Here is a 14078-nt window from a genome sequence, read left to right as displayed (position 1 = left end):
TACCAATTGATCGAAACGATCAGTCGTCCTCGCCTTCGGATTCACGCGGGGCCGGGGCCTCGTCGTCGTCCGATGCGGCGCTGCCGATATCGTCGAAGAGCTGCGACACTTCGAATTCGGCCTGCGCCTCTTCTTCGGCGGCCAGTTCCTGGATCGACTTGCCCGACTGCTGCAGTTCCGCCTCTTCGGGGGAACGTGCGACGTTCAGGGTGATGGTCACCATCACTTCGGGGTGCAGGTGCACCTCGACGTCGTGCAGGCCGAGTTCCTTGATCGGCTGACGGATGATGATCTGCTTGCGCTCGATCGAGAAACCGTCCTCGGAGGCCACGTTGGCCGCGTCACGCGTGGTGACGGAGCCGTAGAGGTTGCCGCCGTCGGATGCGGAACGGATCACGACGAACTGCTGACCGTCCAGACGCTGGGCCAGAGCCTCCGCTTCCGTCTTGGTCTCCAGGTTGTGGGCCTCGAGCTGCGCCTTGCGCCCTTCGAAGGAGGCGATGTTCTCCTTCGAGGCGGTCAGCGCCTTGCCCTGCAGCAGGAGGTAGTTACGGGCGTAACCGGGCTTTACGTCCACGACGTCGCCCATCTGGCCAAGCTTGGCCACGCGTTCCAGCAGAATGACTTGCATGTGCTTGTCTCCTTACTTCACGGCGTAGGGCAGCAGGGCGAGGAAGCGGGCGCGCTTGATCGCACGGGCCAGTTCACGCTGCTTCTTGGCCGAGACGGCGGTGATGCGGGACGGGACGATCTTGCCACGCTCAGAGATGTAGCGTTGCAGAAGGCGCGTGTCCTTGTAGTCGATCTTGGGTGCATTGTCGCCCGAGAAGGGGCAGACCTTGCGGCGGCGGAAAAACGGTTTTGCAGCCATTGTCTATACTCCTGTTTCGGGGATCAGTCGCGCGGACGACGCTCGCGGCGGTCGCCACGCTCGTCTCTCTTCTGCATCTGGACGGACGGGCCTTCCTCGTGCGCGTCGACCTTGATGGTCAGAATCCGCATCACATCGTCATGCAGGCGCATCAGGCGTTCCATTTCCTGCACGGCAGCCGACGGCGCGTCGGTGCGCAGGTAGGCATAGTGGCCCTTGCGGTTCTTGTTGATCTTGTAGGCCATGGTCTTCACGCCCCAGTACTCGGATTCGATGACGTTGCCGCCATTGTCCTTGAGTACGGTGCTGAAGTGTTCCACCAGCCCTTCGGCCTGCGCGTTGGACAGATCCTGACGCGAGATAAAGACATGCTCGTACAGCGGCATGTGCACTCCATTTCTATCAAGGCGCGTTTCAAAGGGCGGGCATTCCCTTCCGCACCCGACCCACGAGAGTCCGCGCGGTTCATCATTCATTCGCGGAAGGAGGGGTCCGTATACACGGATTCCCGGTTGGCGCAAGGGGGCGCGGGGTGGCTGCGGGGACGGCGAACTATTGCCTCCGCTGTGCCCCATTCCGGGCGTCTTTTGCGCGCAGTGTCAAAACCGGGTTAACCAAAGCTTCAGAGGACGGGAAGGATGAGCGTAACGGCACGCAGAAGGGCGGCGGAGCGGGCAGCGGTTCAGGAGGTCACGCTCATCGAAGGCGGCTTCCCCATACCGCTGACGCCTGCCAATCCGGGGCATGTGCCGGTGCACGCGGTCCTGACGCGTTTCGTCCTGATCTGTCTAGGCTTCGGTCTGACTGCCTCGGCCTTTGGTATCTGGATCGTCGCGGGCGGGCCGCAGGCGGCGGATCTGATGCTGATGAAGCTGGGTGCCTCCCTAGTCATGCTGATCGCGGGGATGTGCATGCTCGTCTTCGCGCGGGACAACAACGGCCGCTAAGGCGCCTTCGTGACCCCTATGTTCGCAAATCCACAGAACCTGTGTGTTTCGCCCGAATTGTGCGTGCCGCGCCGCAGCATACTCTTTGTGTCATCAAACAAGAACAAACGGGATGACACCATGAAGATTGCATTTCTCGCAGGCGCGCTTGCGCTTTCGACGTTGACCGCTCCGCTGGCCGCACAGGCGGGCGAAGCTTATGTGCTGGACGCGTCACACAGCCAGATCGTGTTCACTTATAACCACCTCGGTTTCTCCACCGGGCACGGAATGTTTTCCGGCTTCGAGGGCACCATCGACTGGGACAAGGACGATCCGGCACAATCCGCTGTGGAAGTTTCCTTTCCGGTGCGCTCCATGCTGACCGGCTGGGAAGCGCGGTTCGAGCACTTCATGTCCCCGGACTTCTTCGGTGCCGCCGATGGCGAGATGGTCAACTTTACCTCCACCGGAATCGAAGTCACCGGCGAGAACACGGCAAAGATCACCGGCGACCTGACCCTGAACGGCGTAACCAAATCGGTGGTGCTGGACGCGACACTGAACCAGGCGGGCGATCATCCGATGGAGGGCAAGCCCTGGGCGGGTTTTGATGCGACCACAACGCTGGTTCGTTCGGATTACAACCTTGGTGCCTATGCGCCCTACGTCAGCGACGAGGTCGCAGTTTCCATCTCCGTAGAGGCGATGAAGGCGGACTGACCGCCACGCTTCTGCCATGAGATGCCGGAAAAGGCCCGCCCGATCGGCGGGCCTTTTGCGTATCTTCCCGGCATTCCTGCTGCCTTTGCGCGGCCTTGACCATTTTAACCGAATCCCGCCCAGAACGCGCCCTGCGTTTCGCATTCCTGCCCCATTGAAAGGCGACTCTGTTCCGATCCAAGAGCGGCAGAACGGTGGGCAAATGTTTGATATCGTGTTCGACGGCGGCGGCGAGGGCTGGCAATTGGTTGACCCGCGCCCGATCAAGGCGATGGCCCCCTATACCTTCTTCACACCGTCGGAAGCGGAGCTTGCTGCCCTGCAACCGGGCGACGTGGTGCAACTGGGTGTTACCCCTGTAGGCCTGACCGACGGCGCGGCAGAGCGGATCTGGCTGCGCCTGACGGAGCAGATGCAAACCGCCTGGCGCGGCGTGGTGGAGACCGGCGAAGTGCCCGGCATGGGACCGGGGGCCGAGTTGGATGTCCAGCCGTGGCACGTTCTGGCCGTGCAGGAATGCCGCGTCGACGATCTGGAGGAGGAAGCCCGCTACCTCGCCCGCGCCTGTGTGGATACGCGTATTCTGGAGGGCTACGTGGGTATTGCCATGCTGGAACGCCGCGAGCCTCAGGCGGTGGCGGGGCCGTGGCCTGATACGGGGTGGGTGTTCCTCGGCCCAGGTGAGGTTCCGGCGTTGCATGTCGGCCCCATCGGGCTGGTTCTCAATATAGACGACAGCATGATGCCGCTGCTCCGCGCGCCGGTGGGAGTCCGCATCGAACGCTTTTCCGAAGGCTGGCGCCGGGCGCGTGCGTAGGATCAGGACGCATTGAGTTTCAAAGCCAATAGATGACGATGGCCGCGAGAGCGATGGCTGACAGGACGACCTTTGGGCACCTGTCGTATCGGGTTGCCACGCGCCGCCAATCCTGGAGCCTGCCGAACATGATCTCGATCACTGCCCGGCAGTGCATTGCGCAGCAATGTCACGAAAGCGGCGGTTGCGCCGTTTGTAGCGGCGCATGTCATATTTCACCGGTTTCTTCCGCTGTCTCCGGCCAGGAATACAGGCGCGTATCCCTCTGTATTGTAATGCTTCTCTGAACCAATCGGCATCATATCTGCAGTCCCCGAGCAACCAGTCGACATCTGGCAGGCTGCTCAGCAACGCCGGTGCGCCGATGTAATCGCTGACCTGACCGGCGGTGACGAACAGACTGAGAGGACGACCTTTGCTGTCGCAGATGGCGTGCAGCTTGGTCCCTCTCGGGACATTGCTGCGCAATGCCCTGCCGGGCAGTGGTTCATGCCGCCTTTGGTCCGACCAATCAGGCGTCCACGCCCCCCTTTTTCGCGGCCATGCTGGTCGCCGTGCGGTGGGCCTTCAGATAGGTGGCGTCGATCATCACGGTCTTCTCTTCACCGTGCTCGGCCGCCAGGCCGACCATCATCCTGGCGAAGATGCCCTTGTCGCTCCAACGTTTCCAACGGTTGTAAAGCGTCTTGGGCGGGGCGCCGCAACCGTCATCCATTGGCGATGAGTCCTGACCCTAGCGCGCGCTGCGCGTGGCAGTGAGGTCAACCGACACGGAAACCTCGAAACCCAGCTGCTGCGCATCCGTCATGCTTTTCCCGACGCCAAAGGCCCGCCTGTCCAGCACCGCCCCGCCCGAGACATGCGCCTCGTCGCCCGTCAGATCCAGTGCAAAGGGCAGTGTCACCGGCACTTCCGTATCCTTCAGGGTCAGGGTCCCGTCAGCGATATAGCCTTCCTCCGCCCTCACGATCGGTGCCACGAAAGTGGCGGTGGGATGCGCCTCCCCGGCGAGGAAGTCCGGCCCCAGCGCCTGCGTCGTCACGCTGCCCAGCGTCAGGGACGGAATGGCAACGGTCACGGAAACGGTGCCCTTTTCGCCAAGGCCGGGCGTGTCGTCGAAGTCGATCTCGGCGGTCCAATCAGAAAAGACGCCTTCGATCTCCTTGCCCATCTGCCGGACAGTGAGTGCAAGAGTCCCCTCCGTTACCTGCCATCCGCTTTCTACCTGTGTAAGCGCCGGCCGGGGTGCGCGCTGATCTGTCGTGAAGGCCCCCGTGGCCCAGGCCGCGCCGAAAGTCGCCACCCAGACCACCAACGCCCCAAGCGGCGCGGCTACGCGATGCGGCGCGTGGTAGGTCCCGGCCTCCGCCCGCCCGAACCACATCCGGCGCAGCGTGGCGTCACGGTCGACGACATGATGCTTCAGCGCCCCGGCGATGTGCAGTACAACCGATCCGGTCAGCACCCATTGCAGAAGCCAGTGTGCAGTGGCAAAGATTTCGGCCAGCGCCGGACTCTTCGGAACGAAGGGGAGGGCTTGCCCGAACGGCCAGAGGATCGGCGCAAAGCCATCGGTCGCGGCGTGTTCGATCCAGCCGGACAGCGGCACCAATACGAGGCTGCCATAAAGCAGCCAGTGCACCAGTTCGGCCAGAAATGTCTCTGTCCTCCGTTCGGGGTGCAGCGCCACTGGCTTCAGCTGGCTCACCGCCCAGCCGATCCGCGCCAAGGCCAGCAGGAAGATGGTTACCCCCAGCGTCTTGTGAATCGAAAACAGCGCGGCCTTGCGTGCCAACTCATCCGCCGTCCCATAGGGCGCGTCGGCGGCGATGAGTCCGAGCGGGATCATCGCGAGGATCCCAATGGCGATGGACCAGTGAAAGACCTTGGCAATGCTGCCGTAGCGGGTCGCGGTGTTGGTAAGGGGCATGACGGGTCCTCGGGTCGGCTGTCGCGGGGGCTCACCAGAGCTAAACGAATGGCGTGCGCGCACAATCTTCGCCGCCGCACAGCCTCCGTGCGTTCCGCCGCGACCGGGCGTTGCGCCACGGGCGCCAGAGGGTTAATGCCTATGCCCCAAGGACGTGACGCAAAGGAGTGGGGCATGAGCCGCGCATTCATCTTTCCGGGGCAGGGCGCCCAGACCATCGGCATGGGCCGCGACCTCGCGGAGGCTTACCCGGCCGCCCGCGCCGTCTTCGAAGAAGTCGACGCCGCGCTGGGTCAAAGCCTGTCCTCCCTGATCTGGGAGGGCGACATCGAGACCCTTACCCTGACCGCCAACGCGCAGCCCGCGCTGATGGCGACCTCAATCGCTGCGATACGCGCGCTGGAGGCCGAAGGCGTCACGGTGGAGGCCGCGTCTTACGTCGCGGGCCACAGCCTCGGTGAATACACCGCGCTGACCGCCGCCGGGTCGCTGAGCGTGGCGGATGCGGCGCGGCTGCTGCGAAAGCGCGGCAAGGCGATGCAGGCGGCGGTGCCTGTGGGGCAGGGCGCCATGGCGGCTGTGCTGGGCCTCGACCTCGACGCGGTGCGCGCCGTGGTGGCGGAGGCGGCCGGGGGCGACGTGCTGGCGGCTGCCAATGACAACGATCCCGCACAGGTGGTGATCTCGGGCGCGAAGGCGGCGGTGGAGCGCGCCGTCGAACTGGCCAAGGCGAAGGGCGCCAAGCGCGCGCTGCTGCTGCCGGTCTCCGCCCCCTTCCACTGCGACCTGATGGGGCCGGCGGCGGACGTCATGGCGGAGGCGCTCGACGACGTCGAGATAGCTGCGCCGAAGGTGCCGCTGGTCGCCAATGTCCGCGCCTCTGCCGTCACTGACGTCAGTACGATCCGTGCGCTTCTCGTGGAGCAGGTCTGCGGGCCCGTGCGCTGGCGCGAGTCGGTTGGTTACATGGTGGCGCACGGCGTGACCGAGTTCTGGGAGATCGGCGCGGGCAAGGCCCTGTCGGGCATGGTGCGCCGCATCCACAAGGAGGCCGGCGTGCGAAACATCGGCACGGCGGCAGATGTCACTGCTGCGGCCGCGGCCTTCAACGCCTGACGCGAATTTACACCAAAAATCGTCCCCGTGCCCGGCGGGCGGAGGGGACGCAAAGGAGACAGACATGTTCGATCTGACAGGCAAGACCGCCCTCATCACCGGCGCCTCGGGCGGCATTGGCGGCGCCATCGCCACGGCGCTGCACGGCGCGGGCGCGACCGTGGGGCTTTCCGGCACCCGCACCGGGCCGCTGGAGGCGCTGGCCGCCGAACTTGGTGACCGCGTCCACGTGCTGCCCTGCAACCTCTCCGACGCGGAGGCGGTCAACGCGCTGCCGAAGCAGGCGGTGGAGGCCATGGGCTCCGTCGATATTCTGGTGAACAACGCCGGCATCACCCGCGACAACCTCTTCATGCGCATGTCGGAGGAAGAGTGGGCGAGCGTGCTGGAAGTGAACCTTACCTCGACCTTCCGCCTCTGCAAGGGCGTGCTGCGCGGTATGATGAAGGCGCGCTGGGGCCGCATCGTGAACATCTCCTCCGTGGTGGGTGCGACGGGCAATCCGGGGCAGGGCAACTACGCCGCGGCGAAGGCGGGGATGATCGGCATGTCCAAGTCGCTGGCCTATGAGGTCGCCAGCCGTGGTATCACCGTGAACGCGGTGGCGCCGGGCTTCATCGAGACGGCGATGACCGACAAGCTGAACGACGAGCAGAAGGCCGCGATCCTGAACCAGATCCCCTCGGGGCGGATGGGCAGCCCGGAGGAAATCGCCGCTGCGGTGCTTTATCTGTCGAGCGCGGAAGCTGGCTACGTGACGGGCGCTACATTGCACGTCAACGGTGGCATGGCCATGCTGTGAATGCCCTTGGGGGCGCGCTGCAAAGCGGTGTGGGAAAGCATTTGCCATCCTCGCCGCCTGTGCTATAGGCCCCAAAGATTTCACGTAGGCGTGCGGTTTCCGTGTACCTGCATCGGGGGTTCCCGAACGGATCGAACCGCCCCGACGGGGCAACCAACGTCCGCCAAGGGGTCGGGCAAATCTGGGCGCAAGCCCTTGGACTTGTGAGGAAAATAACATGAGCGATATCGCAGATCGCGTGAAGAAGATTGTGGTCGAGCACCTGAGCGTCGAAGAAGACAAGGTTGTCGAGTCGGCGTCCTTCATCGACGACCTGGGCGCGGATTCGCTCGACACCGTCGAGCTGGTGATGGCCTTCGAAGAAGAGTTCGGCATCGAGATCCCGGACGACGCGGCAGAAACCATCCAGACGTTCGGCGACGCGGTGAAGTTCATCTCCGAAGCGCAGTAATCGCGTTCCCCTCGGGGAAGGCAGGCGGCGGTCCCACGGGGCCGCCGTTTTCGTTTGTGCATTCGGGTTTGACCGGTTCCCTGCCTCTGCTGTGATGGCGTGCAGTCTGGTGCGCCGGCGCGGGGGGCGTTGAGAAGCGGCGAAGCAGGGAGATGCCTTGCCGGGGGGTAACGTGGACAGCAAAAGGGGCGCCGTAGCGCCCCTGTCGTGGTTCTGTGCTGGCTATGGCCGCCTTCGGAGGTGCCGCTTCCAGACGGCATCAGCCGTCGAAATCGACTTGTTCGACCAGCTTCAGCGCCTGGCTGCGGTGGCTGGCGATCTCCATCAGGTTTGTCTCGTCCGCGGTGAAATCGCCCCAGCCCTTCACCAGATCGTCAGCTTCCGAACCCGGTGCGATCGGGTATTCGTAGTTGGCATGGGCGTAGACTTCCTGCGCCTCCGGCGAGACGAGGAATTCCATCATCTTCAGCGCGTTTTCGCGGTTCGGAGCAGCTTTCGACATGGCGACGCCGGAGATGTTCACATGCGTGCCCGCATCTTCGAAAGTCGGGAAGAGCACGTTGACCGAGTTCGCCCATTCGATCTGCTCGGGGTCGTTCACCATCTGGCCCATGTAGTAGGTGTTGCCGAGGCTGATGTCGCATTCACCGGCCCAGATCGCCTTTACCTGCGCGCGATCGTTGCCCTGCGGCTTGCGCGCGAGGTTGTCCTTCACGCCTTCGAGCCAGGTCTTTGTATACTCTTCGCCGTGATGCGCGATCATCGCGGACACCAGCCCGATGGTATAGTCATGCGTGCCGGAGCGGGTGCAGATACGGCCCTTCCACTTCGGGTCCGCAAGGTCTTCGTAGGTGGTCACTTCGGCCGGGTCGACGCGGTCCTTGGAGGCATAGACGATGCGCGCGCGCGTCGTCAGGCCCCACCAGTTGCCGTCGGGGTCATGGTACTGCGCGGGAACGTGCTGCTCCAGCACCTCGGAGGATACAGGCTGGGTCACGCCGGCCTCCACCAGCGCCGCAAGACGCGCGACGTCCACGGTGAACATCAGGTCGGCGGGCGAACGGCTGCCTTCGGCCTGCAGGCGCTCGACCATGCCTTTTTCGAGAAAGGCCACATTGACCTTGATGCCGGTTGCCTCGGTGAAGGCCTCCGTCAGGGGCGCGAGCAGTTCGGGCTGGCGATAGGAGTAGACGTTGACCTCCTGCGCCAGCGCGGGCGCGGCGATCAGGGCCAGAAGCGAAAGCGGGGCGGTGGTGGCGCGCAAGAACATGTGCGGTCTCCTCTTTTTTGTGCGCCCTTCTAAATCCGACTATTTCACTTTGGTCAATACCCGATTCATTTCCTCTGGATTTTCTCGCGCAGTTTGGCCGCGTCCCAGAGCTTGTCCATTTCTTCCAGGGTGCTGTCCTCGGGGCGGCGCCCCTCAGCGGCGAGTGCGGCTTCTATCTGGCGGAATCGACGGGTGAACTTGCCGCTCGCTGCGCGCAGCGCGGCCTCCGGGTCGATATCCAGATGCCGGGCGAGGTTGGCCACCACGAACAGCATGTCGCCGAACTCCTCGAACTGCTCCTCGCGGTTCTTCGCCTGCCTGATCTCTTCCAGTTCTTCGTGCAGCTTGTCCATGACGTGGCCGGAGTCGGGCCAGTCGAAGCCAACCCTTGCCGCGCGCTTTTGCAGCTTTACCGCACGCAACAGCGCTGGCAGCCCCAGTGCCACGCCGTCCAGGGCGCCGCCCTGCGCCTTGGTCGCGCGTTCTTCGGCCTTGATCCTTTCCCAGTCCAGCGTCTGCTGGTCCGAGGACTTGTCCCGCGACTCGTCTCCGAAGACATGCGGGTGCCGGGCCACCATCTTGTCCGACATGGTGTCCGCCACCTCGTCGAAGCTGAACAGCCCGCGTTCCTCCGCCATTTGCGCGTGAAAGACCGACTGGAAGAGCAAGTCGCCCAATTCGCCCTTCAACTCGTCCCAGGCCCCGCGCTCGATGGCGTCGGCGACTTCGTAGGCTTCTTCGATCGTGTAGGGCGCGATACTGGCAAAGTCCTGTTCCAGATCCCATGGGCAACCGGTTTGCGGGTCGCGCAGACGGCGCATGATTTCCAGCAGGCGCGGCATTCCTCCGTGGGGATCGTGGATAAGGTCGGTCATTGCGTTTCCTTCCGGGCTTTGCCTTGGTGTGCGCGAAGAGGCCAGGGGAGTCCAGACGATGGTGATTGTGAACAGGATCGCGGGATTCGCGGAGGAAATGGCGGGCTGGCGGCAGCACTTGCACAGGCATCCGGAGCTGTGCCTGCAGTGCCATGAAACGGCGGCCTTCGTCGTGGAACGCCTGCGCGAATTCGGCGTCGATCACATCGAGACGGGCATCGCCGAAAGCGGGGTCGTCGCGGTGATCGAGGGGCAGGGAGCCGATAAGGGTGGCAGCCCCGTGACAGCGCTGCGGGCGGACATGGACGCGCTGCCGATGCAGGAAAAGACCGGGGCGGAGTGGGCCTCGACCGTGCCGGGGCGGATGCACGCCTGCGGCCATGATGGGCATACGGCTATGTTGCTGGGAGCCGCGAAATACCTATGTGAGACGCGCGGTTTCAAGGGGCGCGTCGTCTTGGTCTTCCAGCCCGCCGAAGAGACCGTCGGTGGCGGTCGGATCATGGTGAGCGACGGGATCTTTGACCGGTACGGCGTACAGGAAGTCTATGCCCTGCACACCGATCCCTTCGGTGCGCTGGGCGAGTTCCGCACGCGCCCCGGCCCGATCATGGCGGCTGCTGACGACTACACGGTGACGGTGCGCGGAGTGGGCGGGCACGCCGCCTATCCGCAGGAATGTTACGACCCCATGCCCGCGGCGCTGGCCATCGGGCAGGGTCTTCAGGCACTGGTGCGCGGCGCGGATCCGCTTCAGGCACTGGTGGTGGCGGTGACGCAGATCCACGGCGGGTCTGCCTCCAATATCGTGCCGGACGAAGTGGTGCTGGGCGGCACCGTGCGCAGCTTTTCCCCGGAGGTGCGCGACTGGGCCGAGCGCCGCATGGGCGAGATCGTGGCGGGCTGCGCGGCGGCGCAGGGCGTCGAAGCTGTGCTCGACTACCGCCGCAATTACCCGGCAACGGTGAATCACGCGGCGCAGACGGCCTTTGCCGTGGAGGTGGCGCGTGACATCTCGGGGCAGGTGATCGACGATCTGGCACCCGAAATGGGGGCGGAGGATTTCTCCTACATGCTGGAGGCGCGACCGGGTGCCTTCCTCTTCCTCGGGCAGGGGGTCGGGCCGTCGGTGCATCACCCGAAGTTCGATTTCAACGACGCGGCGGCGGTGCATGGGGCGAGCTTTTTCGTCCGGTTGATCGAACGGCGGCACGCGCGCTGAGAGGAGGGCGCATGACCGCGCTGGTCAGGGAATCCGCAAGGCGGCGTTCGGCCCTGGATTTCCACCCGGAAAATCCGTGCGGTGGCTTCCCTCCGGCGCGCGGCTGGCGCAGGGTGCGCGCGACAATCGAAGGAGAAGACCCCATGGCAATCGTGAACTCAATCGCGGCGATGGAAGAGGAAATGACCGGCTGGAGACGCACCCTGCACCGGATGCCGGAACTGGGGCTGGACTGCTTCAAGACTGCCGCGTTTGTATCTGAAAGACTTAAGAAATTCGGCGTTGATGAAATCCACGAAGGCGTGGCGCGTTCGGGGGTCGTCGCGGTGATCCGGGGACGCGGCGAGGGGCGGACCATCGGCTTGCGCGCCGACATGGACGCGCTGCCGATGCAGGACCTGTCGGGGACGGAGCACGCCTCCGAGGTGCCGGGCATGGCCCATGCCTGCGGGCACGACGGCCATACCACTATGCTGCTGGGCGCCGCGAAGTACCTGAGCGAGACGCGCAATTTCGCCGGGACAGTGGTGCTGTTGTTCCAACCCGCCGAGGAAAATGATGGCGGCGGCCGGATCATGGTCGAAGAGGGCGTGATGGACCGTTTCGGCATCGACGAGGTCTATGCCGTTCACAACATGCCGGGCATGGCAGAGGGCACCATCGGAACCACCCACGGCGCCATGATGGCGGGCGTGGATGAATTCAGCATCCGCATCACCGGCAAGGGCGGCCACGGCGCAATGCCGCAGGACACGGTCGATCCGGTGGTGGCGGCGGCCAGCACGGTGATGGCGCTCCAGACCGTTTTGGGACGCAATGTCAGTGCCTTGGAGCGCGTTGTTCTGTCGGTGACGCAGATTCACACGGGCAGCGCCATGAATATCGTGCCGGGTCACGCCATGCTCAACGGCACTGTGCGCTACTATGACAAGGCGGTGCAGGAGCGGGTGAAGGCGCGCATGTCCGAGATCGTCTCCCTTCAGGCGGCAAGCTTTGGCTGCACGGCAGAACTCGACTATGCGGAGGGATATCCGCCGACGATCAACCACCCGGATCAGGCGGGTTTCGCAGCGCAGGTCGCGCGCGAGGTGGTGGGCGAGGGGCATGTGGACGAACACCTCTCCCCCGTGATGCCGGGCGAGGATTTTGCCTACATGCTGGAAGCGCGGCCGGGGGCATATCTGTTTGTCGGACAAGGCGACACGCCCGGGTGCCACCACCCCGCCTATGACTTCAACGACCGCATTGGGCCGGTTGGGGCGAGCTTTTTTGCCCGCCTGGTGGAGCGTGCGCTGCCGGTGGCCTGACCTAAGGGCGGGTCGGGGGAAACCTCGACCTGTACCACCGGGGAGCTTGACGGCGGGGCGCACCGCGTGTGACCCCTTTGACCGGGGCGGAGCGCGCAGTGGCAGGGGATACTATCGATGAGTCTGGAAGACGCCAAGCGGCAGATCGATCATGCATTCACGCGGGAGGATCTGAAGGGACCCTCCTTCGAGAACGTTTTTGCCGGTGCCCCGAGTTTCCTGCGCCGCAAATACCTGAAAGACCTTGCGGGGGTCGACGTCGCCGTGACCGGACTGCCCTTTGATCAGGCTGTGACCAACCGGCCCGGCACGCGGCTGGGACCGCGCGCAATCCGCGAAGCATCCCTTCTGCAGACCATGGACAAGCCCTATGGCTGGGATTTCGATGTCCTGTCCGAGTTCGCAATCGCTGATTACGGCGACATGGCCTTTGACTACGCCATGCCGTCCGAAGTCCCTGCGCGAATCGAGGCGCATGTGACCGGTATCCTCACGCAGGGCGCGGGTTGCGTGGCGCTGGGGGGCGATCATTCGGTGACGCTGGGGGCGCTCCGGGCGCACGCGAAGGTGCATGGGCCGCTGTCGGTCATCCAGTTCGACGCCCATACCGACACATGGGCCGACGACGACCCGAAGCGGGTTGATCACGGCACCTTTCTCTATACGGCCGTGAAGGAGGGCATCGTGGTGCCCGAACGGTCGGTGCAGATCGGAATCCGCACGGACAACCCCGACACCATGGGTTTCAACATCATCGACGCGCGCGAGGTGCACGAAATCGGCGCGGAGGCGGTAGCGCAGCGCGTACACGAGATCGTGGGTCGCGCCTCCTGCTACCTGACCTTTGACATCGACTGTCTCGACCCGGCTTATGCTCCCGGCACCGGCACGCCGGTCTGGGGCGGACTGACAAGCCATCAGGCAGCGGTCATTCTGCGCCGGCTAGCCGGTATCGACCTGAAGGGCGGCGACGTGGTGGAAGTCTCTCCGCCGTTTGATTCCGCCGCCATCACGGCGGTTGCTGCGGCGCATGTGGCGACAGAGATCCTCTGCCTCTGGGGGGCGGCGCGCCGGGTGGATCGCGCGGGGGGGTGACGTCGCGGTCTACTCTGGACGGTTGGCGGGTCAATCGGCAAAGCCTTGCCGGGTACTGTGGCCGAGCCTTTCGCTTCTGCCGGTTTCGGCGCAGATGCGGAGGGGGCGAGGGCCGGAGCCGCCGGGCCAGAGCCGGGCCAGAACTGTACCAGAACCGGGACAGCGCCGGGGCATGACCGGGACATGACCGGGGCGGGCCGGGAAAACCGGCGGAAGGAGCGGGAAGATGCGCAAGATCTTTTACCTGATCGTGCTTCTGGGGATCGGCGGGCTGGCCTTCATCCGGCTGGGGCCATCCGACCCGGCGGTCTGGCACGTCGACCCGAAGGTGACGGCGGATCAGGATCTCGCCAGCGGCGTGCGCCGCCGTGTGCCCGCGCAATCGGGCGATTTCGTCAGGCTCAACGGCATCATCCTCGCCACGCCACGCACAGAACTGCTGGCTGGAAACGTCGAGGATGGCTTTGCCACCTTTGTGACCCGCTCGCTCTGGATGGGTTTCCCGGACTACACGACCGTCCGCGAAAGCGATGGCGTGCTGGAAATCTGGGGCCGCCAGCGCTTTGGCACCTCCGACATGGGGGTGAACCGCGCGCGCGTCGATGGATGGCTGGATGCGCTGAAGGCCGCGCGGGATTGACCACTGCGCCCGCTTGACGACAGCGGGCGGTTG

16 protein-coding genes and 1 pseudogene are annotated in these 14078 nt (G+C 64.6%); 10 read left to right on the top strand and 7 right to left on the bottom strand.

The features are described 5' to 3' along the window. Positions 1 to 19: 19 nt before the first annotated feature. Genes rplI through rpsF form a run of 3 tightly spaced genes read right to left on the bottom strand, consistent with a single transcriptional unit; the run spans position 20 to position 1257 of the window. Positions 20 to 631: a 50S ribosomal protein L9 gene (gene rplI / locus J5474_RS00840; RefSeq protein ID WP_209358455.1), complete on the bottom strand. Its 612-nt coding sequence runs from the start codon at positions 629 to 631 to the stop codon at positions 20 to 22. 12 nt (positions 632 to 643) lie between these two features. Then, complete coding sequence (rpsR, locus tag J5474_RS00835) at positions 644 to 871, bottom strand: 30S ribosomal protein S18 (RefSeq protein ID WP_005982441.1); 228 nt, start codon at positions 869 to 871, stop codon at positions 644 to 646. A 23-nt stretch (positions 872 to 894) separates the two neighbouring features. Next, a complete protein-coding gene (gene rpsF, locus J5474_RS00830) occupies positions 895 to 1257 on the bottom strand; it encodes a 30S ribosomal protein S6 (RefSeq protein ID WP_209358454.1) in 363 nt (120 codons plus the stop codon). Between the two features lie 252 nt (positions 1258 to 1509). Between rpsF and J5474_RS00825 the strand changes: the two genes are divergently transcribed. The 3 genes from J5474_RS00825 (at position 1510) to J5474_RS00815 (ending at position 3337) form a co-directional block, all read left to right on the top strand. After that, the gene (locus J5474_RS00825; protein WP_209358453.1) at positions 1510 to 1818 is read left to right on the top strand and encodes a hypothetical protein; all 309 of its coding nucleotides are present in this window, start codon (positions 1510 to 1512) and stop codon (positions 1816 to 1818) included. A gap of 120 nt (positions 1819 to 1938) precedes the next feature. Further along, positions 1939 to 2520 carry a YceI family protein gene (locus J5474_RS00820; protein WP_209358452.1) on the top strand — a complete coding sequence of 194 codons (582 nt, stop codon included), beginning with the start codon at positions 1939 to 1941 and terminating at the stop codon, positions 2518 to 2520. Positions 2521 to 2722: 202 nt separating this feature from the next. Further along, positions 2723 to 3337, top strand: a complete 615-nt coding sequence (locus J5474_RS00815; protein WP_209358451.1) for a hypothetical protein — start codon at positions 2723 to 2725, stop codon at positions 3335 to 3337. A gap of 19 nt (positions 3338 to 3356) precedes the next feature. On the opposite strand, the pseudogene J5474_RS00810 reads toward J5474_RS00815, so the two are convergent. Next, positions 3357 to 4031 (bottom strand): annotated as a pseudogene (locus J5474_RS00810) (IS5 family transposase); the annotation flags it as partial. 39 nt (positions 4032 to 4070) lie between these two features. Then, positions 4071 to 5267 carry a cytochrome b/b6 domain-containing protein gene (locus tag J5474_RS00805; protein WP_209358450.1) on the bottom strand — a complete coding sequence of 399 codons (1197 nt, stop codon included), beginning with the start codon at positions 5265 to 5267 and terminating at the stop codon, positions 4071 to 4073. A 174-nt stretch (positions 5268 to 5441) separates the two neighbouring features. Between J5474_RS00805 and fabD the strand changes: the two genes are divergently transcribed. The 3 genes from fabD to J5474_RS00790 all read left to right on the top strand — a co-directional run bounded on the left by fabD (position 5442) and on the right by J5474_RS00790 (position 7636). Further along, entirely contained in the window at positions 5442 to 6383 is a 942-nt protein-coding gene (fabD, locus tag J5474_RS00800; RefSeq protein ID WP_209358449.1) for an ACP S-malonyltransferase, read from the top strand. 64 nt (positions 6384 to 6447) lie between these two features. Beyond that, positions 6448 to 7185, top strand: a complete 738-nt coding sequence (gene fabG, locus J5474_RS00795) for a 3-oxoacyl-ACP reductase FabG (protein ID WP_209358448.1) — start codon at positions 6448 to 6450, stop codon at positions 7183 to 7185. A 217-nt stretch (positions 7186 to 7402) separates the two neighbouring features. After that, complete coding sequence (locus tag J5474_RS00790; RefSeq protein WP_183965298.1) at positions 7403 to 7636, top strand: acyl carrier protein; 234 nt, start codon at positions 7403 to 7405, stop codon at positions 7634 to 7636. A gap of 259 nt (positions 7637 to 7895) precedes the next feature. Here the strand turns inward: J5474_RS00790 and J5474_RS00785 are convergent, their stop codons facing one another. Further along, on the bottom strand, positions 7896 to 8906 hold the full coding sequence (locus J5474_RS00785; protein ID WP_209358447.1) for a Fe(3+) ABC transporter substrate-binding protein: 1011 nt from the start codon (positions 8904 to 8906) through the stop codon (positions 7896 to 7898). A gap of 65 nt (positions 8907 to 8971) precedes the next feature. Next, complete coding sequence (gene mazG, locus J5474_RS00780) at positions 8972 to 9781, bottom strand: nucleoside triphosphate pyrophosphohydrolase (RefSeq protein ID WP_209358446.1); 810 nt, start codon at positions 9779 to 9781, stop codon at positions 8972 to 8974. Positions 9782 to 9839: 58 nt separating this feature from the next. On the opposite strand from mazG, the gene J5474_RS00775 reads away from it, so the two are divergent. From J5474_RS00775 to J5474_RS00760, 4 genes are all read left to right on the top strand, one after another. Further along, positions 9840 to 11003 carry a M20 aminoacylase family protein gene (locus J5474_RS00775; protein ID WP_209358445.1) on the top strand — a complete coding sequence of 388 codons (1164 nt, stop codon included), beginning with the start codon at positions 9840 to 9842 and terminating at the stop codon, positions 11001 to 11003. 143 nt (positions 11004 to 11146) lie between these two features. Next, the gene (locus tag J5474_RS00770; RefSeq protein WP_209358444.1) at positions 11147 to 12310 is read left to right on the top strand and encodes a M20 aminoacylase family protein; all 1164 of its coding nucleotides are present in this window, start codon (positions 11147 to 11149) and stop codon (positions 12308 to 12310) included. Positions 12311 to 12427: 117 nt separating this feature from the next. Further along, on the top strand, positions 12428 to 13405 hold the full coding sequence (speB, locus tag J5474_RS00765; protein ID WP_209358443.1) for an agmatinase: 978 nt from the start codon (positions 12428 to 12430) through the stop codon (positions 13403 to 13405). 226 nt (positions 13406 to 13631) lie between these two features. Beyond that, positions 13632 to 14045 (top strand): DUF1499 domain-containing protein, encoded by a 414-nt coding sequence (locus tag J5474_RS00760; RefSeq protein ID WP_209358442.1) that lies wholly within the window; start codon positions 13632 to 13634, stop codon positions 14043 to 14045. Positions 14046 to 14078: the final 33 nt, after the last annotated feature.

It is taken from the genome of Sagittula salina, from assembly GCF_017813235.1.
GTDB classification, from domain to species: Bacteria; Pseudomonadota; Alphaproteobacteria; order Rhodobacterales; family Rhodobacteraceae; genus Sagittula; species Sagittula salina.
The sequence above is the reverse complement of the archived record's forward strand: the minus strand, read 5'-3'. Positions and strand labels throughout refer to the sequence as shown.